We start from the raw sequence: 21,573 nt of genomic DNA on the forward strand, positions 1-21,573 counted from the left end.
AAGCATCGCGGGACGAGCCCGCTCCCACAGGGTTATCACTGAACTCAAGGGCAGTGAAGAACCTTGTGGGAGCGGGCTCGTCCCGCGATAGGGCTTAGGCGATCTTCTTCAAGCCCAGCTTTTTCAGCTCTTCATCGCGCAGTTCACGGCGCAGGATCTTGCCGACGTTGGTGGTCGGCAGTGCCTCGCGGAACTCGACGAAACGCGGCACCTTGTAGCCAGTGACATTGGCGCGCATGTGCTCCATCACCTGCTCCTTGGTCAGCGTCGTGCCCGGCTTGGCGACGATGAACAGCTTGATCACTTCACCCGACTTCTCGTCCGGCACACCGATCGCTGCGCACTGCAATACCCCCGGCAAGGTCGCCAGCACGTCTTCCAGCTCGTTCGGGTAGACGTTGAAGCCAGACACCAGGATCATGTCCTTCTTGCGATCGACGATACGCATGTAGCCGTCCGGCTGGATCAGCGCGATATCGCCAGTCTTCAGCCAGCCATCGGCGTCGAGGATCTCGGCGGTAGCGTCTTCACGCTGCCAGTACCCCTTCATCACCTGCGGGCCCTTGATGCACAGCTCGCCGACTTCGCCCAGGGCCAGTTCCTGGCCTTCGTCGTTGATCACCTTGCACAGTGTCGACGGCATCGGAATACCGATGGTGCCGACCTGGATCTGCTGCGCCGGGTTCACCGAAGCAACCGGGCTGGTTTCGGTCATGCCGTAGCCTTCGCAGATCGCGCAACCGGTCACCGCTTTCCAGCGCTCGGCCACCGACGACTGCAAGGCCATGCCACCGGACACGGTCATTTTCAGCGCGCTGAAGTCCAGTGTGCGGAAGCCCTCGTTGTTGCACAGGGCAACGAACAATGTGTTCAGGCCCACAAAACCACTGAACTTCCACTTCGACAGTTCCTTGACCATCGCCGGCAAGTCGCGCGGGTTGCTGATCAGGATGTTATGGCTACCGATCAGCATCATGGCCATGCAATGGAAGGTGAAGGCATAGATGTGGTACAGCGGCAACGGAGTAATGAGGATCTCGCAACCTTCATTGAGGTTGGAGCCCATCAGCGCCTTGCATTGCAACATGTTGGCGATCAGGTTGCGGTGCGTGAGCATTGCGCCCTTGGCCACCCCGGTAGTGCCGCCGGTATATTGCAGCACAGCGACGTCGTTGCTGTTCGGGGCAACTTCCTTCACCGTCTTGCCACGCCCCTGACTCAAGGCGTGGTTGAACTTCACGGCCTTGGGCAAGTGGTAGGCAGGGACCATTTTCTTCACGTACTTGATCACGCTATTGATCAGTACGCGCTTCAGCGCTGGCAACAGGTCGGCCACTTCGGTGACAATGACGTGTTTGACCTGGGTCTTGGGCACCACCTTTTCCGCCAGGTGCGCCATGTTCGCCAGACACACCAGGGCCTTGACCCCGGCGTCGTTGAACTGATGCTCCATTTCCCGCGCGGTATACAACGGGTTGGTGTTGACCACGATCAGCCCGGCGCGCATGGCACCGAACACGGCAACCGGGTATTGCAGCACGTTGGGCAGTTGCACGGCGATGCGATCACCCGGCTGCAGGTCGGTATGTTGCTGCAGGTAGGCAGCAAAGTGACCGGACAGCTCGTAGAGTTCGCCGTAAGTAAGGGTCTTGCCCAGGTTGCTGAATGCCGGTTTATCGGCGAATCGCTGGCAGGACTGCTTCAATACCGCTTGAATATTCGGATACTCATCAGGATTGATTTGCGAGGCAATCCCAGCTGGGTACTTATCCTTCCAAAAGTTTTCGATCATGGAAGCCCACTCCTCCAGCAACAGCGAATTCTTCACCGCAGTCGATGCGATTATTATTGATATGTGATTACGGTTTATTGCAAACCGAATAATCAGAAGCGGGCCGAGAGTAGCAGCTTTGCCAAGGGTCGCCTAGAGCTAAAGCGGCCCAGATAGTCACAAAAGTGACTCATGAAAAATCAGTAGTCATTTTTAGAGCAAAGATACTAAAACCCGAAATCAAGAACATCGCGGGACGCGTCGTCCCGCAATGGCCGCCCCACAAGATTCAAGCGATATCGCGCAGCTCCCGCCGCAGGATCTTGCCCACCGGCGTCATCGGTAGCGAGTCGCGCAGCACGATGTGCTTGGGCACCTTGTAGCCGGTGAAGTTGGCCTTGCAGTAGGCCTTCAACTCTTCCACGCTCACCCCGCTCTCACGCGGCACCACAAACAGTTTCACCGCCTCGCCGGAACGATCGTCCGGCACGCCGATGGCCGCGCAGCTGGCCACCTTCGGGTGCGCCATGACCACGTCTTCGATCTCGTTGGGGTACACGTTGAAACCGGAGACGATGATCATGTCCTTCTTGCGGTCGACAATCCGGGTGAAGCCGTCCGGGTCGATCACGGCGATGTCGCCGGTCTTGAACCAGCCCTCTTCGTCCTTGGCCTCGGCGGTAGCATCCGGCCGTTGCCAGTAGCCCTTCATCACCTGCGGGCCCTTGATGCACAGCTCGCCACGCTCGCCCAGCGGCATTTCGTGGCCTTCGTCGTCGATGACCTTGAACGCCGTACCCGGCACCGGAATCCCCACGGTGCCCAGGCGCGCCAGCTGGCCATACGGGTTGGTACTGGCCACCGGCGACGTCTCGGTCAGGCCGTAGCCTTCGACGATGCGGCAACCGGTCATGCTTTCCCAGCGCTCGGCCGTGGCCTTGACCAGCGCGGTGCCGCCGGAGTTGGTGACTTTCAGCGCAGAGAAGTCGAGGTCCTTGAACGCCGGGTTGTCCATCAACGCGACAAACAGCGTATTGAGCCCGAGCAGTGCCGAGAAGCGCCACTTCTTCAGCTCCTTGACGAAGCCGGCGATGTCCCGCGGGTTGGTGATCAGCACGTTGTGGTTGCCGGTCACCATCATGCACATGCAGTTCGCCGTGAACGCATAGATGTGGTACAGCGGCAGCGGCGCAATCATCACCTCCTGGCCTTCCTTGAGCAGCTTTTGTCCATCGGCGCCGATCTGCGAGAAGCACGCCAGCACCTGCAGCATGTTCGCCACCAGGTTGCCGTGGGTAAGCATCGCGCCCTTGGCCAGGCCGGTGGTGCCGCCGGTGTATTGCAGTACGGCAACGTCGTCGAGACCGACCTGCACCGGCTTGAGCGCATGCCCGCGACCGCGGCTCAAGGCGGCCTTGAACGGCACCGCCTGTGGCAGCGAATAGGCCGGAACCATCTTCTTTACTTTGGCAACGATGGTGTTGACCAGCCAGCCCTTGGCGCTCGGCAGCATGTCACCCATCTTCGCTTCGATGAGGAAATCGATACCGGTGTCGGGCAGCACTTCCTGCACCAGCTTGCCGAACACGTTCAGGTACACCAGCGCGCGCGCACCGGAATCCTTGAACTGGTGACGCATCTCGCGGGCGGTGTACAGCGGGTTGGTGTTGACCACGATCAGCCCGGCGCGCAAGGCACCGAACACGGCAATCGGGTACTGCAGCACGTTGGGCATCTGCACCGCGATGCGCTCGCCGGGCACCAGGTCGGTGTGCTGCTGCAGGTAGCCAGCAAACGCAGCGGAATAGCGGTCGAGCTCGGCGTAGGTGATGGTCACGCCCAGGTTGCTGAAGGCCGGCCGGTCGGCGAACTTCTTACAGGAGCGCTCGAACACCTCTAGGATCGACTTGTAGGTGGTCATGTCGATCTGTGAAGGAACACCCGTAGGGCGTTTGTCGTTCCAGAAATCAGCGTGCATTTATTGTTGTCCTTATTCCTGACCGGTGCGGGCCGAATTGCCTACATGCAAAACGGATATTCTGCCGACGTTAGCAGCTCTGCCGCAGGTGGCAAATACGCCAAGCGCTGTCATTAACATTGTGAATCTAATTGCCGTGGATCCTGCGATCCGCCAGATGGGTTATACACTCAGACGTCAACGACTTGCGCACAGGGACCCGCCATGCATCACGACGCGTTCTGGCTACCGGCCAGCCACCATTGCAGCCTGTATGTCTATCAATGGTTGCCGGACACGCCGATCAAGGCGGTGGTGCTGATCGCCCACGGCATGGCCGAGCATGCCGGCCGCTACCAGCGCCTGGGCCAGGCACTGGCTGCGGCAGGCTATGCAGTGTATGCCCACGACCAACGCGGCCATGGCCGCAGTGCCGAGCTGGGCAGCCGCGGCCTGTTCGCCAGCCACGACGGCTGGACCCACGTGGTCAACGACCTCGGCCTGCTCAGTCAGCACATCGGCCAGCAACACCCCGGTGCAGCGCTGTTCCTGCTCGGCCATAGCATGGGCAGCTACATCGCCCAGGCCTACCTGCTGCACCACAGCGCCAGCCTGCACGGCGCCATTCTCAGCGGTTCGAACTTCCAGCCGCCGGCGCTGTACCGCGCCGCCTGCCTGATCGCCCGCTTCGAAGCCTGGCGCCAGGGCCCGAACGGGCACAGCGCGTTGATCGAGTGGCTGTCGTTCGGCTCGTTCAACAAGGCCTTCAAGCCCAACCGCACGGCGTTCGACTGGCTCAGCCGCGACCCGGCCGAAGTCGACAAGTATGTCGCCGACCCGTTGTGCGGCTTTCGCTGCAGCAACCGCCTGTGGATCGACCTGCTGATGGGCCTGGAGCAGATCAGCCAGCCACGCCAGCTGGCGCAGATCGATCCGAACCTGCCGATTCTGGTGATGGGCGGCGAATGTGATCCGGTCAGTGCCGGCAAGCGTCTGAAGGATCTGGCCGGTGCTCTGCACCAGGCCGGTAACCAGCATGTGCAGCTCAAGCTCTACCCGCAGGCGCGGCATGAACTGCTCAACGAAACCAACCGCGACGAAGTGACCGCCGAGCTGATCGCCTGGCTCGATCGGGCCCTGAGCCAGGGCCGGCCGGCGCGCAGCGAGTGATACACTGACGCCCCGTCGCGAATCGAAGGAAGCCCCACGCATGACCCAGGTCACCAACACGCCGTACGAAGCCCTCGAAGTCGGCCAGACCGCCAGCTTCAGCAAGACCGTCGAAGAACGTGATATCCAGCTGTTCGCTGCCATGTCCGGTGACCACAACCCGGTACACCTGGACGCCGAATTCGCGGCCAAGAGCATGTTCAAGGAGCGCATCGCCCATGGCATGTTCAGTGGCGCGCTGATCAGCGCTGCCGTGGCTTGCGAACTGCCTGGCCCCGGCACCATCTACCTGGGCCAGCAGATGAGTTTCCAGAAGCCGGTGAAAATCGGCGACACCCTGACCGTGCGCCTGGAAATCCTCGAGAAACTGCCAAAATTCCGCGTGCGCATCGCCACCCGCGTGTTTAACCAGAACGACGAACTGGTGGTCGATGGCGAAGCCGAGATCCTCGCCCCGCGCAAACAGCAAACCGTCGACCTGGTGAGCCCGCCAGCAATCACCATCGGCTGATCAGCCCAGCTCGCGCAGGCGGCGTTCGATAAAGCGCCGCACGGGCGCTGCAACGGGCAGCACAACGGCGATGGTGGCTTGCAGGCAGATCAGGTTTGCCGTGCTCGTCGTCACAGCGGCATCTCACACTCCGGGGTGGTCATGCCGTGCGGCGCCCAGCCCTGTGTGCAAACGACTCATTGTTGTGTTCTCTCTCGTCGCAGGGTTGCAGTTTGCGGATCGGGCGAAACCCGGCTCGTCGCTGGCCTGCACCTGCCACGGCGCCCTCCCGAACACCATCGGCCCCGGGCAGTAGTCGAAGCAGATTTTTCAATCCGCGAGGCAGGCGGCCTTGCCCGACGACCGCTGCCAATGGTCGAACGGAGTCGATGTCACTTCGGCATCAGCGGCACCCAGATTTCTACCCTGCCGCACTTGGACTGCGGATCGAAATCGCCCCCATAGCGCTCGAACTCGGGGGCGTCGGCGGCCTGCTCGCCCGAGGCCGGATACCAGTGTTTCCAGATTTTCTCGAAGGTGTGGCCGATCTTTTCCACCTGACCATGGTGCTCGAACACCGCGTAGCGTTGGCCAGCCAGCTTGAACCAGCGGTATTGCTCGGGCAGTTGGGAAATACTGCCTACCTCGACGCCGGCGATGTACTCAAAACCGCCCTTTTGGTCCGGGTTGCAGCACAGGCCATAGGTTTCCTTGCCGATCCGCCCGGGAACAGTGTCGATATCCTTGGCAAACCGTTGCCAGAGCGCCGGAATGCCCTGCTTGGCCTGTACCGTATAGCGTTCGCCCAACCCGGCGATGATAAAGGCCGGGGCTTCTACTACGCGTACCGGTTCGATGCCGGTGTCCTTGGTGGTCAACATATCCATGCCTCGAAAGGGAAATCGACGAGCAGCCAGCGTGGCGCCCTGCGCGCATCAGCATAAGCGTCTGCCCGGCTAGCGTAGCCGCATTGTCCGGCGCTAGGAACGGCCGTTTCCGCTGTATTGGCCAGCCCATCACACATGAAAAGAGCCCCTTGCGGAGCTCTTGGCGACTTACTTGGGAAGAAACTGGGCGTGGTCACCTTTTGCGTGTTTGGCCTGGCGTTTTTCCTTGGCGGTGTGGACCGGTTTCTTCTTCACAGCTTTCTTCGCATTAAGACCTTTCATGACAGGCCCTCCGCTGAGCGACACCTGCTTGCCGGTGACCGAGTAATTATAGACCCGCAACGGCGGCCGGCGCGGCGAGGATGAATTCGCGATAGCCGGAGACGATCACATACACCGCGAAGTAGCAGAAGATCGCCGCCGAGGCCAGGTACGACCAGGTCAGCAGGCGGTCGCCAAGCAGCCGGCCGCCGTGGCTGGCGACAAAGCACAGGGTAAAGCACCAGGCCAGGCCGGCGGCGAAGAAGCCGCTGAGAAACAACCCCGCCTCCAGCGTGCTGCCACCGCCGGAACGCGAGATCAGCACACCGCCAACCGCGGCGAACCAGAGAATCGCGCTGGGCGAGGACATGGCCAGGAAGATCCCCCGCAGGAACTCGCGCCACGGCGACTCACGCACCACCTGCACGTCGGCATCCAGGTGCGCGTTGCCGCGCCAGGCGGCGAGCAGCATCTTGATCGCGAACCCTACCAGCAACAACGAACCGCCGATCCACAGTACCCAGCGCACGCTGGTGAACTGCAACAACACGCTCATCCCGGCCAGCGCTGCCAGCGCATAGACCAGGTCGCCGACGCAGGTGCCCAGGCCAAGCCAGAAGCCTTGCCAGAAACCGCGTTGCATGGCCAGGGTGATCATGGCGATGTTGGCGATGCCGATATCCAGGCACAGCGACAGGCTTAGCAGAAATCCATTTGAAAAGGGCATGGGCACTCGACTATCGGCAATTGAAGGCAGGCGCCATTAAAGCGGATTTGTCAGGCGCTGTATTGGGAGAAATCGCACTGCCTCACGCCTGCGCGGCGCTGCCTCTCACCCCCCTGCCAGCACTTGCGCATAGCGCTCTCGGTCGACATTTGCCCCACTGAGGATCACCGCCACCTTGCGCCCCTGCTGGCGTTCGCGCTCCTGCAGCAAGGCGGCCAACCCAGCGGCACCAGCGCCTTCGGCGGTGTTGTGGGTGTCCTCGTGGTAGATGCGCATGGCATGGGCGATTTCGCCGTCGTTTACCCGCACGATGCGCGCCGCGCCCTGACGAATGATCTCGAATGCTTCCGGCATCGGTATCCGGCAGGCCATGCCATCGGCAAAGGTGTTAGCGGTTTCGGTGGTCACGATATGCCCGGCCGCAAGGCTTTGCGCAAAGGCATCGGCCTCGGTCGAGACGACGCCGACGATCTCGGTGTTCAGGCCCAGCAAGTTGCGCGCCTGGATCAGGCCGCAGATGCCCGAACCCATGCCGATCGGCACGTACACGCATTCCAGCGCGGATACCGCCTCGAACAGCTCCAGGGCGTAGGTGGCGACGCCGCGAATCAGGTCCGGGTGAAACGAGGGGACCATCTCGTAACCATTGACCTCGGCCAGTCGCGCCGCCTCGCCGCGGGCCAGATCGAAGTCGGCGCCATACTCGACCAACTGTGCGCCCTGCGCGCGCATCGCGGCGTTCTTCTCCCGCGAGTTGCCCTCCGGCACCACGATGATGATCGGCAACCCGGCTGCCCGTGCCGCCAGCGCCAGGCTCTGGCCATGGTTGCCACGGGTAGCGGTGACCAGCCCGCGCACTTGCGGCGCCCGGGCCAACAGCGCCTGCACGTACAACAGGCCGCCGCGCACCTTGAAGGCGCCGGTCGGCGCATGGTTCTCGTGCTTGACCCAGACCTCGGCGCCGACCCGTTCGGCCAGGCGCGGCCAGGCGTACTGCGGTGTAGCCGGAACAACGGCGCGAACCTGACGGGCAGCATCGCGCAAAGCAGGCAGATCGAACATGGGGCAGCTCCAGGGTGGGAAGTTGACCTGATCCTAGTCGCCACGCATTGTATGGGTACATTCTTATATTGCATGGCCAACAATAAATGTGGACCCCCACCCTCCCCGCCAACGACCAACCGCGCTACCTGGCGCTGGTAGAGGCCATTGCCGCAGCCATCGAGAGCGGCGCGCTGAAGGTTGGCGAGCGCCTGCCGCCACAGCGGCGCCTGGCCTGGAACCTCGGTCTCAACCCGAGCACCACCCAGCAGGCGTACCGCGAGGCGGCGGCGCGGCATCTGGTGGCTGGCGAGGTTGGCCGTGGTACGTACGTGCTGGCCGGGAGCAAGGAGGCCACACTGTTCCGTCTCAAGCAGCGCGACACACAGCCGGCGTTGATCGACCTTTCGACCAACGTGCCGGTGGTCGATCCGGCCCGCGAGGACATCGAACGCGCCTTGCAGGCCCTGCTCGACAACCGTCAGGGCCAGCACCTGGAGCACTACCTGAATGCCGAACAATTACTGCTCGGCCGCTTGCACGGCGCCGCCTGGCTGAACCGCCGAGGCCTGCAGTTGAGCGCACAGCAGGTGCTGCTGTGCAGCGGTGCCCAGCAGGGGCTGTTCAGTGTGCTGCTGTCGTTCTGCCAGGCCGGCGATGCGGTGATGGTCGAGGCGCTGACGGCACCGGGCATCAAGGCGGCGTGCCGGCAACTGCGCCTGCCGCTGCATGGCGTGGCGCTGGACGCCGACGGCATTCGCCCGGAGGATCTCGACCGGGTGGCCCGCGCCAGCGGCGCACGCGTAGTGGTGCTGACGCCAACGCTACACAACCCGACCGGCGCCTGCATGAGTGCCGCGCGGCGCGAGGCGATTGCCGAGGTGGTCGCGCAGCATGACCTGTTGCTGATCGAGGACGATGTATACGGCGCCCTGACGGACCATCCACCGCTGCTGCCGTTGCTCGCTGGACGGGGCTTGCTGGTGAGCAGCTTGTCGAAAACCGTAGCGGCGGGCTTGCGCCTGGGCTGGATTGCCGGCGAGACGGCGCTGCTGGAACGCATCGACCCGCATGCGCAGGCGACGCACTGGTCGGTGTCGCCGCTGAACCTGCAGATCGCCTGCACGTGGATTGCCGACGGTACGGCGGCGCGCCGGCTGGCCTGGCAGCGCGAGGAAACCCGGCAACGCTGGCGCCTGGCGCAGCGGATACTGGGGGATCGCCTGCTCGGCCACGGCGAGCCTTCGCCACATGCCTGGGTACAGGGGCAGCGCGCCGGCGCGGAACTGGCGCGGGCGTGTCGCGAGCAACAGGTGGAGGTGGTGCCGGCGGAGGTATTTTCGGTGAAGCAGGGCGATGTCTCGGCGATCCGCCTGAGCCTGTCGGCGGCACGTAGCCGGGCGGAATTGAAACAGGCGCTGGAGCGTGTGGCCGCCGTGTGCCGCTGAACGCTCGTCGCCGTACATATCTAGCGCCGGGCCTTCGCCCCGGGACTTTCTAATGACGCGTCTTCACTTCCCGCACGGACTCGCCCAATGGAAACGCCCTCGCCCGCCCTGTCCCTCCGCCGCCACTTCCCCCTGTCGCCGCTCCCCGCCTACTCTCTGCGCGACGAAAGCCTGGCGCTGAGCGCCAGCCAGCGCAGTAATGAAAGCCGCCGCCAGCTGCACAACCTGGTCGCCGAAACGCCAGCCGAACACCGCCAGGCCTACTGGACCGCCAGGGCGCCACACACGCCCTGGTCGCGCCTGCAACTGGCTGGCCATCTCTACAGCAACCACCTCGAAGCCAGTGCCCAACTGGCTTACGCCACCGCTGCCCTGCCCGCCAGCCAATGTGAACCGGTGCTGGCACTGACCAGCCCCACTACCGAACCCGCCACCTCTGCACCAGCCGCCTATGCGGTGCTGCTGAAACTGGACGACGATACGAAGGTCAGGCTCACCGGCGCACTGGCAATCAGTAGCACGCCCCAGGGCGGATACCTGCTGTATCTGCCGGGAGAACTGCCAGCCCTTCGCGCGTTCGGCGATATCACTGCACTGGGCGATTACCTGAAGGAACGCTTGCAACGGTTCTGGCCATGGGTCGATCCTGCGCGGCTGGACAGCAGCCGCTGCCGGCTGGCGGTAGACCCCGCGCCGCTGCAAAACAGTATGAAGGTATGGATCGCCGACCTGCTTGAGCATCAGGCCCGCACCCCGACCTTCGATCTCGCCCAATACAGCCAGAGCCTGTTCAGCCAGACGCCTGCCCTGCCGGGTATCCGCCCGGAAATAGCCGCTGCGGCCAACCTGAACAGTTTCGGCAACCTGGACCTGGAAGCCCCTCTGAGCACGCGCTGGGCAGCCCTCAGGCACCAGGTCGAGGCCCTCGAAGCAAACCGTCATCAAGCCCAGCCCCTACGCGTCGCGCTGGCGAAGCTGGAGGCCGCGCACAGCGCGGCCAGCACCGCTATCGACGCGCTGCTCACGGCCAGCGCTCCCGCGGACCTGTTCAACCTGCGCAGCAACAAGGAAGGTCACCTGACCGCGCTCCAGCAAGCCCGTAGCGAAGGCTTGCGCGCCGAGTTCAGCATTCAGCACCTGCTTGGACTGATCGACGACAACGAGCAGCGGCTGTGCGCAGTGCTCGACGACTCGGGCATGGCCAACATCGCCGTCGCCTCGAACCTGAGCCTGGTCCTGGCGCACGGCGAGCAGGCTGGCAGCCAGCAGGAGATCTTCGGTGCGATGCTCATCAGCCCAGGCCAGGCCTTGCCTGCCGACACCACGGGCGTCCTGCTGTACCTGCCCGGAACCGGCGGCGGGCTGCAACGGTTTGCCAGCCGTCGGGAGATGGAGCAGAGCTTGTTCATGACCACCAGCAGCGACCCGGCCCTGACCCTGGCCTATTCGCACATTCCGGGCGAAGCGACGGACTACGGCGTGCAGGCCCAGTTGCATCGGATCGAGCAACAAGCCGTGGCATTGACGCACAGGCCCGCGGCGGAGCACGACGCTGCCTTGCCGAAACTGCTCGAACAGGCCCGCCACAGCCTCCAGGTCCCCCTGCCAAGCGCCCGGCGTGCGGCCCTTGAGCTGATCGAAGAGCAACGGCAAACCGAGCTCCTGGCGGATCAGTTGCCCGAATGGCTGAAAAAACTCGATACCCCAGGCCGCGAACGCCTGCGCGACCTCATCCACGCCTACATCGCCGCCATGCACCGTTCGCAGGCACTGCTGGATCGCGACCTGGCCCCGCGTGAAGCGTTCGTGGACAAACGGCTACAACAACAAATGCAACAGGATTTCGCACTGCAGCACAGCGCAGCGGTCAGCCTGGACCTGCCGGAAAAGGTCGAGTTCAAACGCGAGCTGATCATCGGCGCCGGGGTCCCCGGCGCGCCTTACCGCGAAGTGCCGTATCCGAGCAAAGCGCGCAGCCAGGTCTCGCTGACCGAGATGGCGTTGAACAACCTCGACGACGCCCTCAGGCAGCGCCTTGCGTTCATGCACGTCAATATCGAGACCGACCACCCCGAGGACCGCCAGGCGCTGCTGACGGGCATCGACAAGGACTGGCTGGTGCGGACCCTGCCTCGGCTGGATGCCGCCGGGGCCTATGAACAGCACCTGCGTGCCGCGTTCATGGGCGCCCCCGATGAATCGCCCTACGCCAATGCCTACCGCCGCGAATGCCTCAGCGAACCGCTGCGCCTGATGCTGCAACTGCAAAACGAGGTGGCGCGCCAGCAACGGAACATCGACGACAGTGCCTGGCGCATCGTCGATATTGCTATCGATGCCAGCACCGCAGACGCCTGGCGAGCCGACGGTCACGACATCGTCCTGCATGCCGCCGTCCTCAGGAGCGGTGGCAAAGCGGCCCAGGAGCCAGGTGTAACGCTGAGCGGGATTACCTTTATCCACGACCGCAACAGCCAGCAAACAGTGCTCTACCTACCCGACGCCCCCGACGGCAACCACCTGCGCGCCTATGTCAGCCTGGAGGCGGCGCGCCTTGGCCTGTTCCGTCTGAGCCTGAACCACAACCTGCGCGACTACCTGGCCGAACGCGCCCTGCTGGGCTCCCCGCAAGCGCATGCCGCCCGCCTCGACCAGGCCCACCTGAACCACTTCGACCGCATCATCGCGGTGGGCACATCATGGCCCGCTACCACTTCGCTGGCCGTTCACCTGCTCGACGCCAACATGGGCTGCCGGATCGAAGCCCACCGGCAGACGTCGCGGTCTTCCTACGCGCTGTACATGGAACGGTTCGCGCTGAAAAGCGACAGTGTGTTCAATTACGTGAGAATGGCGATCGGCATGGTGCCCTTCGTCGGCACTGTGCTGGCCCTCCATAATGCCTGGACTAGCGCCAACAAAGCTGTGACCGCGATCCGCGACGGCGATCTGGGCACCAGCCTCGCGCAGCTCGAGTCGGTGCTGTTGTCGCTGATCGACGCCTTCATGGACCTCGCGCCCGGCCTTGTCATCGCGCCCCCTGCTCGCCAACGCCAGGTGAGCCGCTTGCTTAGCGGCGTGACCCGACGCCAGCCACGCAAACCGGGCCATGCCTTCCAGGCACTGCGTTCGTTCGCCGGCTACGAGTACACCGGCGATATACAGCTGGCTGGCATTACCCCTGGCACCGTCGGGCTTTACCGCAACATCTACCGCCATCCCAAGGGTAACTTCATCGTCAGCATGGGCCGGATCTACCAGGTCGACCTGAGCGAAGCACCACGGACCTGGCGCCTTTACGGTACGGCGAGCAAGACCTACAAGCAGCCCATCGCCCTCGACGAGTTTGGCGAGTGGGCCACTCATGGGCAACTCTACGGCACCCTGATCAAGGGCGGCCTGGCCGGAGGCGGCAATCTGCTCGGACGCCTGGCCGACGGCCTGGAGCCGGTCTGGCCGAACATGATCCGCGAGTACCTGCCACGTTGGTGGGTCGACCGGATCTATCGTCGGCGCGATCAGTTGAAAAGCAGCCTCGACTCGCTCTACCAGAGAATCGAACAACAGGACGTGCGCGCGCAAGATAGCTTCGAGGTGTTCAATACCTCGAAACAGACCCCGGCACCGACTCGCAGCCTAGAGGCGCACCGGGTCGCCACCCTGGCGGCAGACCAGGCCAGCCTGCAACAACTGGAGCTGTGCAAGAAAGCAGCCCGCCAGCTCGAGGAACTGCTGACGCTGACCTCCGGCAACCGCCGCCAGCAACTGGGCGAAGCGCTCAGCGAGGTCTGCACCAAGATCACCCTCAACCTGCAGAACCGTACAGTGCTCAATACATCCCGACAGCTGGATATGCTGGACGAGCTTGCCCAGGCGGTCGCCAGCCCGGCCAGTACGGTCGACTTCAGCCGCCTGGCACGGATCAAGCAGTTGCGCATCCAGTTACTGGGGCACATCGACGAAGCACGCGACCTGCTGGACGACATGCTGGCGTGGAGCCGACGGATTACCAAAGCCGCGCACAAAAGGGAAATCGGCAGCGACGTACTGGACGCCATTGCACGCGTACCGGCACACACGACCACGCTCATGCGCACCAGCCAGCTGTTGCGCATCATCCTGCGCTATGACGGCTCACCGAGCATCGAATGGTTGCTACTGGCTGCCGAAGTCAGGCCAATGCTCAGCGTCGGCGACCGGACACTGGCCAGCCTGCTCGGCCTGAGCACCGCCAGCTTCACCCAGCGCCAGCATAAGCTGCTGCTCCAGCAGGCCAGCGCGTTCCTCGAACAGCTGCAAAACCACCTCAAGAGCTGGCAGTTACGTTATCCGCAACTGATCGATGTGCCGCATGCCGAACGCCTGCACCAGCATTTGGACGAAATCCTGACATTCAACAAACGTGCGCCCGAGCCAGCGCCGCCGCGCAGACCGGTAGCGAGCAAGCAGCCGCCACGGGTATTCGAAACCGAAGATGGCACCCTGCTGATCGGTGACGAGCAGGCCGCGACCGCCCGCACACCGCGACGCTTCACCATCACTGGTGCAGGTGGGCATACCGAAATCTACGAGCAACAGGCCGGAGGTCGATGGCAGTTGACCAACGCGCTGCCGCCGCCCACGCATTTGCCGGAACCGGCCCGCTACATCGGCGAGGCGCGCCGGCGTCTGCTCGACGTCGAAGCCCTAAGCGAACGCGTTCGCGGCTACGCCCAGCGATACGACACGTTGCCTGCCGACCTGGAGGACATCCTGTGCCTTGAGGCCAAAGCCTTGCAGGAACGCGCCAACCGCTTGCACGATCTGGCGCCGGACAATCCGCTGATCGGCCAGCTGTATGGCAAGGCCAACCAACTGATCGACGAAGGCCGCCGACTGCGGATCGAGCATTCGCTGCAGAGTGAGACGCCCACCGACGGCATGCTCGATTACCTGATGGACGAAGGCGCCCTGGAGATCATTCGGCTGGGCAAGCCTAAGGAGCTGGCGAAACGTCCGGATGGGCGCCGCGACTTTCTTCAGGAGTACGAGATCCGCAAGTTGCAGGGCGGCAAACCGATACCGCACTGGTACGCGCACTTCCATTACGAAAGCGCAGCGGCGCCGTTCGAACAGTTTGCCAAGGCGCACCTGAAAACCGCCAACCAGCGCCACCTCGGCCTGCAATGGCAGGTCGCCCAGGGACAGCGGGCCGAACCGATCTGGCGCGGCGCACTGAGCAAGCCGTTGGCGATCAAACACTTCCAGGCGTTGTAAGCCAACCCTCGCGCCAGTCCGCGGTCTCTCGGACTGGACGCAGGTGTCGACAGGGAGGACAACATGAGAAATATTCGAGCCACCCGCAAACGACCTCAGGTGTAATCCGTGCCGCCCCCCTACCGCCAGGCCACCCGCCACCTCAGCGCGCTCGACCCCATATGGGCCGCGCACATCGCCCGGGTCGGCCCTTGCCTGCACGCCCCGTTACCAACCCGCGACCCGTACCAGGCTCTGGTCCGTGCCATCGCCTACCAACAACTGCACGCCAAGGCCGCCGAAGCGATCCTTGGGCGTTTTCTCGCGCTCTACCCCGACACGTCCTTTCCCAGCCCAGAACAATTGCTGGCCACCCGCGCCGAGCAGTTGCGCGCCTGCGGCTTTTCCGCGCGCAAACTCAACACGATTCAGGGCATCGCTCGGGCGCGCCTCGACGGCCTGGTCCCCGACCACCGGCAAGCTCGGCAACTCGACGAGGAAACCCTCGTCGCACGCCTCACCCAGTTGCACGGCGTCGGCCGCTGGACCGTGGAAATGCTGCTGATCTACACCCTCGAACACATGGATATCCTGCCCGCCGATGACTTTGGCGTGCGCGAGGGGTACCGTCGCCTGTATGGCCTCGAACGCCAGCCGACCCGCCAGCAGATGATCGACATCGGCCAGGCCATGCGGCCCTATCGCACCGTCGCCGCCTGGTACCTGTGGCGCGCCTGAATTCGATAGCAAGACTCGGAGTTTCACCTGCGCGCCAGCCGCGTAACCTGATCGACATCCACCCTGCCATGAGAGCCCGACCATGCGCCGCCCCGGTACTCCCGCGATCAGCGAAACCGATCCACGCTGGCAAGCAGTCCTGGCCCGCGACCCCGCCGCCGACCCAGGCTTCGTCTACGCCGTGCGCACCACCGGCGTGTACTGCCGGGCCTCCTGCCCGTCGCGCCTGCCGCGCCGGGAGAACGTCGAATTCTTCGACACCGCCGCACACGCCGAAGCTGCTGGCTACCGCCCCTGCCGCCGCCAGGCCGGCAATCCCGGCCGGGTCGCCGAGCAGCATGCCGCGCAGGTCACCCGCGCCTGCCAGTTGATCGAACGTGCCGAGCGCGAACCCAGCCTGAAGCAGTTGGCCGAGCATGTCGGCATAAGCCCGTTTCATTTTCATCGGGTGTTCAAGGCCGCCACCGGCCTGACCCCCAAGGCCTATGCCAGTGCCCATCGGGCGCGCAAGGTACGCCGCTGCCTGACCCAGGCCGAGACCATCACCGATGCCGTGTACGAAGCCGGTTACAACGCCAACAGCCGCTTCTATGAAGCCAGCGACGGCCTGCTCGGCATGACCCCTGGCGCCTACCGCGCGGGCGGCGCCAACACCGACATCCGCTTCGCCATTGCCCAGTGTTCGCTGGGCGCGATCCTGGTGGCGCAAAGCGCCCGCGGCATCTGCGCGATCCTTCTGGGCGACGACCCACAGGCTCTGCTGCACGACCTGCAGGACAAGTTCCCGAAGGCCAACTTCATCGGCGCCGACGCCGACTTCGAACAGTTGATCGCCAGGGTGGTGGGCTTTGTCGAAGCGCCAGCGCTTGGCCTGGATCTGCCGCTGGACCTGCGCGGCACGGCCTTTCAGGAGCGGGTCTGGCAGGCGCTGCGCAACATTCCGGCCGGCAGTACCGCCAGCTATGCCGAGATCGCCGCACAGATCGGCGCGCCCAAAGCCGTGCGCGCGGTGGCCCAGGCCTGTGCCGCCAACAGCATCGCCGTGGCCATCCCCTGCCACCGCGTGGTGCGCAGCGACGGCAGCCTGTCCGGTTACCGCTGGGGCGTCGAGCGCAAACAGCTACTGCTGGAACGGGAACGCCATTAATCCCGGTTTCTTACAACAATCGCGGCGAATCACTAATACGCCAGATAAACAAAGCCCCCACTCAGGCGGGGGCTTTCATGGGCAGTCGATGTCTATCAACCCTGGCTGCAACCGTCGCCCATGGCGCGGTATTCGATAGTGTGGCGCTGACCTTGGTGATCTTCATAGATCATGGTCGCCGGCACCACTTCACAGACATTGGGAATGGTCGACAGGCTGATCACCTTGGCGATATCCAGGTTAGTCGAATAATCGTACTGCGCCACTGCCGGCTGGGCCGAAGCTACGTTGGCTTCATCGGCAAAGGCAAAAGAAGAGGCCGCAACCACTACAAGGGCAAGTAAACGTTTCATCGTTATAGGCCTGCACAGCAATCGAACTATCAGCTTGACTTCATCTGCCGTTATGGCGCGGAGAAGTTGTTATATCAACTCGCGGATATAACACGAAGAACCGATCCCGCTGGACTGGATGACTGGGGGATGGGCGTAGTTTACGACCTGGAAAAAACAGTTGAATCCCGAACCCAGACATTCACTGTTACCTAATCCGCAACAATAGCGCCATCAAACAGCCCTCGACAGATCCCGCCTCACGGTGTAAAAGCCCGTTGCAGAGCCTCTGCCGGAAGCCGCCGTGAGCGCAATCAGCTTCACCACCCTGAACGCCAGCGAACGTCCGCTGTTGAATAAATTCTACCGAAGCCATGCCTCGGCCATGCGCGCCAGCGCCAACGCTGAACTGTGGGTCGCCCGTGCACCGGGTATCGTCGCGGCGCTGAACCTCAGTGCGGTTGCAGAGGGGTATTGGCTGACCGGCCTGCTGGTCGATCCGACACGGCGCAGCCAACGCCTCGCCCATCGGCTGATCGCGCAGGCCTGCAGCGGCAAGGCCGGTACCGTCTGGCTGTTCTGCCATCCCGAACTGGCCGGGTTCTACCAGCAACAGGGGTTCACTGGCGTGGACAGTCTGCCAGCGGCGTTGGCCGAACGCCTGGCGCGCTACCAGCGCAGCAAGCCACTGATCGCGCTGGGCCGGGCTCAGTCGTCGGTGCTGGGATCAAGCCCGGGGAACAGTACCTCGGTATAGCCGAACTTGCCGAAGTCATGAATACGCGAGGGGTACAGCCGGCCAATCAGGTGATCGCACTCGTGCTGCACCACCCGCGCATGGAAGCCATCGGCCGTGCGCTGAATCGGCTGGCCCTGCGGGTCGACCCCTTCATAGCGGATATGGCGCAAGCGCGGCACCACCCCACGCAGCCCCGGCACCGACAGGCAGCCTTCCCAGCCGTCCTCGACTTCACTGCCCAGCGGGGTAATCAACGGGTTGAGCAGGATGGTCTGCGGCACCGGCTCGGCGTCCGGATAGCGCGCGCTGCGCTCGAAGCCAAAAATCACCAGTTGCAGGTCGACACCGATCTGCGGCGCGGCCAGGCCAACGCCGCCGACATGGCGCATGGTCTCGAACATGTCGTCGATCAGTTGTTGCAACTCGGCGCTACCGAACAGGCTGGCGGGCACCGGCGGGGCGATGCGCAGCAGGCGCTCGTCACCCATCTTGAGAATGTCACGAATCATGGGGGGCTCGGCTCACGGGGGCAATGTCGACCTCGGGCGCGTGTGCATGGTCAAGCGAATGATCGCGACCCAGCCCGGACACATGCTTTTTATCATGCGCCGCCGGGGCTGCGCCGAAATCTTTCTGACCGGGGTCTTTGCCCTCGGCCGACATGTGTTCGATCACCGCATTCATTTCCGCGCCGAGCAATAGCACCGCGGCGGAAATGTAGAAGTACAACAGCAACACGATGATTGCGCCGATGCTGCCGTACATGGCGTTGTAGTCGGCGAAGGTCTTCACGTAGTAACCGAACGCCAGCGAAGCGATGATCCACACCACCACGGCCAGCACCGAGCCGGGGGTGATGAAGCGGAATTTCTGCTTCACGTCGGGCATCACGTAATAGATCAGTGCCACCGCCACCATCATCAGGATGACGATGGTCGGCCAGCGCAGTACTGTCCACACCGTGACAATGATGTCTTCCATGCCGACCTGCGCGGCGATCCAGCCGGTAACCTGTGGCCCGAGCACCATGAACGCGGCGGCCGCCAACAGCATGCCGGCGATGCCGATGGTGTAGATCACCGACAGCGGGATGCGCTTCCACACCGGGCGGCCCTCGACCACATCATAGGCGGCGTTCATCGCGCTCATCATCAGCCGTACGCCGGCCGAGGCCGTCCACAGGGCGATGACGATACCCACCGAAAGCAGGCCGCCCTTGGACTGCTGCAACTGGTCGATCACCGGGTTGACCTGCTCCAGCGCCTGCGGCGGCAAGACCAGTTCCGATTGCAGGCGCAGCCAGGAGAAAAAGTCCGGCAGGTGCAGGAAACCGATCAGGGCAATCAGGAACAGCAGGAACGGAAACAGCGAAAACAGCATCTGGTACGCCAATGCAGAGGCGTAGGTGGACATCTCGTCATTGAGAAATTCCGTGATAGTGCGCACCAGCACACGGTGCAACGGCAGACCGCGCAAGTCGGGAAAAATCATAGCGTCTCCTTTCGCCGCTCGACTGTCATAAGCAAGATCCTTGAATCTTGGGAGGCGTTATACCTCACGGTAGTCTAATAGACCGCGCCCGCGAGCTTACGCTTCATTGCCGCCAACATAAAAAACGGCCACCCGAAGATGGCCGTCACTTTAGCTGTAAGGCACAGTTCAAGGCTTCTGCAGAGCATCCTTGACCTTGCCGACCACCTGTTGGGCTTCGCCTTTGAGCTCCTGAGCCTTGCCCTCGGCGCGTAGCTTGCCATTATCGGTTGCTTTGCCAACGCCTTGCTTGATGTTGCCTAGCGCTTCGTTGGCCAGACCTTTGACTTTATCTTGGGTGCCACTCATGGGATTTCTCCTGACGGGGGGGGGAAGTGCGCTGTCAGAATCGACAGTCAGTGGACCCAGGGCCGTTTGCAGGAGTTTCATATATTTTTCCGGCGGCGTTTTGGCGCGGGCAAACAGCGGGCGAATATCACCCCGAATCGTCCGTCCACCCGGCCGTTGCGCCTGCGCATTCCTTAGAATCAGCCACCAACGACTGCTTGCCAGTCGCCATAACAACAACAGACTTCGTGGTAATTCCGCCTATGCGCATCTCTCCTCTGCTGGCAGCGTTGCTGCTGACCGTACCCGCCCTCGATTCCCTGGCCGCCAGCGCGGCGCCGACTGTCCTGGTGGTCGACCGCTATGCCGACGATAATCAGCCAGGCAGCCGTCGCAGGGCATCGAGATCCTCTGGGGCAACGACAACAGCGTGGTGCGCAATCGTTTCGAAAACTATTCGGACGGTTTGCAGATCAACTGGGGCCAGCGCAATTACCTGGGTGCCAACACCTTCAGCGGCAATTCGATTGGTGTGAGTGTCAGCGGCACCGGGAACATCCTCGATGGCAACCTGATCCATGGCAACCGCATCGGCGTAGCCTTGCGCCCGGAGCCGACATCGACCAGCAACCGCCTCAGCGCCAACCGGATCTGGGACAACGGCAAGGACATCCGCCGTTGCCAGGCCGGCGGTTCCTGCGTGCCGGAGCAGCGTACCGGCGCCATCGTATTCTCGGTGCCGGCGCTGGAGCATGCGATTTATGTGGGCTCGCGGGGGATTGGCGTAGATCAGTCGGGCACCCACCGGGCGATTATCTGCACGGTAGATGCGGCGCCGAGCGGCTGCCAGCCGATTCCGAACCACAACCAGCCGGCGCCCGTGCTGAGCGGGCTGAAAGATGGCCACTTGCGCGGCCGTGTGCGTGGCGAGGCCAACAGCCTGTTGCGGATGGAGGTGTTTGCCAATCGCGAGGCTTCGGCGAGCGAAGCCGAGGCGTATCTGGGCGACGTGCTGGTGAGCACGGATGCAACGGGCGCGGGACGCTTCGACTACGCGCTGGAGCAGGCCGAGGGGTTTGCGGCGTTTACCGCGACGGTAACCCGTGCCGATGGGGCCACCTCGGAACTGAGCAGCGCACTTACCCGCTAACGGTCAACCTCGTGTCGGAGCCGACTTTGCCAGCGATGAAATCGGCGCTGGCCCTATCGCCGGCAACGCCGGCTCCCACAGGTTTTGTCGGCGCTATCAGCGCTTCATCGCATTGCACCGCGCGCGCAAGTCACTGTCGCCGATGCTCATACAACTGCTGCCCTGCTGGGCGTTACAGAACGCTCGCTGATCATAATCGGAGATGGACATGCAACTGCCACTGCCGGTCTCGGCATTGCACTGGGCACGTAGATCGGAGTTACTGATGCTCATGCAACTGCTACCTTTTCTGGCGTTGCAATACGCACGTTGATCGCTGTCGGAAATGGACATGCAACTGCCACTACCGGTCTCGGCATTGCACTGGGCACGTAGATCGGAGTTACTGATACTCATGCACGAGCTGCCATTTTCCCGGGCATTGCAATACGCACGTTGATCGCTGTCACCGATACTCATACAGCTACCGGCACTGGCATAGCTGCTGAACAGCAACAGTAGGGCAATCACAACGCTCATCTATGGTCTTCCTTGGGTTGTCAGGGAACAGCCTGGCACTGATCGATCGAATCGACGGCAGCACGTTAACGCGCCACTAAATTGATATCAATTTCAGCATTAAGTTCCGCAGCCACAGCGCCTGCTTTATGTTTCAGTACAAT

17 protein-coding genes and 1 pseudogene are annotated in these 21,573 nt (G+C 63.1%); 8 read left to right on the forward strand and 10 right to left on the reverse strand.

The genetic code is table 11. The features are described from left to right. Positions 1–94: 94 nt before the first annotated feature. A complete protein-coding gene (gene fadD1 / locus DCO48_RS11765) occupies positions 95–1,792 on the reverse strand; it encodes a long-chain-fatty-acid--CoA ligase FadD1 (RefSeq protein ID WP_116550783.1) in 1,698 nt (565 codons plus the stop codon). 268 nt (positions 1,793–2,060) lie between these two features. Further along, on the reverse strand, positions 2,061–3,749 hold the full coding sequence (fadD2, locus tag DCO48_RS11770) for a long-chain-fatty-acid--CoA ligase FadD2 (RefSeq protein WP_116550784.1): 1,689 nt from the start codon (positions 3,747–3,749) through the stop codon (positions 2,061–2,063). A gap of 204 nt (positions 3,750–3,953) precedes the next feature. On the opposite strand from fadD2, the gene DCO48_RS11775 reads away from it, so the two are divergent. Beyond that, positions 3,954–4,898, forward strand: coding sequence for an alpha/beta hydrolase (locus tag DCO48_RS11775; RefSeq protein ID WP_116550785.1), 945 nt, complete (start codon positions 3,954–3,956; stop codon positions 4,896–4,898). 40 nt (positions 4,899–4,938) lie between these two features. After that, positions 4,939–5,409, forward strand: a complete 471-nt coding sequence (locus DCO48_RS11780) for a MaoC family dehydratase (protein WP_116550786.1) — start codon at positions 4,939–4,941, stop codon at positions 5,407–5,409. Between the two features lie 371 nt (positions 5,410–5,780). Here DCO48_RS11780 and DCO48_RS11785 read toward each other — a convergent pair whose 3' ends face one another. From DCO48_RS11785 to DCO48_RS11795, 3 genes are all read right to left on the reverse strand, one after another. Then, on the reverse strand, positions 5,781–6,269 hold the full coding sequence (locus DCO48_RS11785) for a GyrI-like domain-containing protein (RefSeq protein ID WP_116550787.1): 489 nt from the start codon (positions 6,267–6,269) through the stop codon (positions 5,781–5,783). Between the two features lie 334 nt (positions 6,270–6,603). Beyond that, entirely contained in the window at positions 6,604–7,263 is a 660-nt protein-coding gene (locus DCO48_RS11790) for a LysE family translocator (RefSeq protein WP_116550788.1), read from the reverse strand. Positions 7,264–7,368: 105 nt separating this feature from the next. Further along, entirely contained in the window at positions 7,369–8,325 is a 957-nt protein-coding gene (locus tag DCO48_RS11795) for a threonine dehydratase (protein WP_116550789.1), read from the reverse strand. A gap of 86 nt (positions 8,326–8,411) precedes the next feature. On the opposite strand from DCO48_RS11795, the gene DCO48_RS11800 reads away from it, so the two are divergent. From DCO48_RS11800 to ada, 4 genes are all read left to right on the forward strand, one after another. Continuing rightward, complete coding sequence (locus tag DCO48_RS11800; protein ID WP_116550790.1) at positions 8,412–9,752, forward strand: PLP-dependent aminotransferase family protein; 1,341 nt, start codon at positions 8,412–8,414, stop codon at positions 9,750–9,752. Between the two features lie 87 nt (positions 9,753–9,839). Further along, positions 9,840–15,008 carry a dermonecrotic toxin domain-containing protein gene (locus DCO48_RS11805; protein ID WP_116550791.1) on the forward strand — a complete coding sequence of 1,723 codons (5,169 nt, stop codon included), beginning with the start codon at positions 9,840–9,842 and terminating at the stop codon, positions 15,006–15,008. Positions 15,009–15,116: 108 nt separating this feature from the next. Further along, positions 15,117–15,725 carry a DNA-3-methyladenine glycosylase gene (locus tag DCO48_RS11810; protein ID WP_116550792.1) on the forward strand — a complete coding sequence of 203 codons (609 nt, stop codon included), beginning with the start codon at positions 15,117–15,119 and terminating at the stop codon, positions 15,723–15,725. Between the two features lie 82 nt (positions 15,726–15,807). Continuing rightward, positions 15,808–16,872 carry a bifunctional DNA-binding transcriptional regulator/O6-methylguanine-DNA methyltransferase Ada gene (gene ada / locus DCO48_RS11815; RefSeq protein ID WP_116550793.1) on the forward strand — a complete coding sequence of 355 codons (1,065 nt, stop codon included), beginning with the start codon at positions 15,808–15,810 and terminating at the stop codon, positions 16,870–16,872. A 95-nt stretch (positions 16,873–16,967) separates the two neighbouring features. On the opposite strand, the gene DCO48_RS11820 is transcribed toward ada, so the two are convergent. Then, positions 16,968–17,225: a DUF2790 domain-containing protein gene (locus DCO48_RS11820; protein ID WP_116550794.1), complete on the reverse strand. Its 258-nt coding sequence runs from the start codon at positions 17,223–17,225 to the stop codon at positions 16,968–16,970. Positions 17,226–17,589: 364 nt separating this feature from the next. Here DCO48_RS11820 and DCO48_RS11825 point away from each other — a divergent pair, with 364 nt between their 5' ends. Next, positions 17,590–17,961 (forward strand): GNAT family N-acetyltransferase, encoded by a 372-nt coding sequence (locus tag DCO48_RS11825; RefSeq protein WP_116550887.1) that lies wholly within the window; start codon positions 17,590–17,592, stop codon positions 17,959–17,961. Here the strand turns inward: DCO48_RS11825 and def are convergent. The 3 genes from def to DCO48_RS11840 form a co-directional block, all read right to left on the reverse strand. Continuing rightward, positions 17,913–18,452 carry a peptide deformylase gene (def, locus tag DCO48_RS11830; protein WP_116550795.1) on the reverse strand — a complete coding sequence of 180 codons (540 nt, stop codon included), beginning with the start codon at positions 18,450–18,452 and terminating at the stop codon, positions 17,913–17,915. The two genes, DCO48_RS11825 and def, sit on opposite strands and share 49 nt — an antisense overlap. Next, positions 18,442–19,434, reverse strand: coding sequence for a YihY/virulence factor BrkB family protein (locus DCO48_RS11835; protein ID WP_116550796.1), 993 nt, complete (start codon positions 19,432–19,434; stop codon positions 18,442–18,444). Before DCO48_RS11835 ends, def begins: the two co-directional genes overlap by 11 nt. Positions 19,435–19,602: 168 nt before the next feature. Next, complete coding sequence (locus tag DCO48_RS11840) at positions 19,603–19,782, reverse strand: CsbD family protein (RefSeq protein ID WP_116550797.1); 180 nt, start codon at positions 19,780–19,782, stop codon at positions 19,603–19,605. A gap of 376 nt (positions 19,783–20,158) precedes the next feature. Here DCO48_RS11840 and DCO48_RS11845 point away from each other — a divergent pair. Further along, positions 20,159–20,911 (forward strand): annotated as a pseudogene (locus DCO48_RS11845) (NosD domain-containing protein); the annotation flags it as partial. A gap of 96 nt (positions 20,912–21,007) precedes the next feature. Here DCO48_RS11845 and DCO48_RS11850 read toward each other — a convergent pair. Beyond that, entirely contained in the window at positions 21,008–21,430 is a 423-nt protein-coding gene (locus tag DCO48_RS11850) for a hypothetical protein (protein WP_116550799.1), read from the reverse strand. Between the last annotated feature and the right edge of the window lie 143 nt (positions 21,431–21,573).

The organism is Pseudomonas sp. SDI (genome assembly GCF_003105155.1).
Classification (GTDB): domain Bacteria; phylum Pseudomonadota; class Gammaproteobacteria; order Pseudomonadales; family Pseudomonadaceae; genus Aquipseudomonas.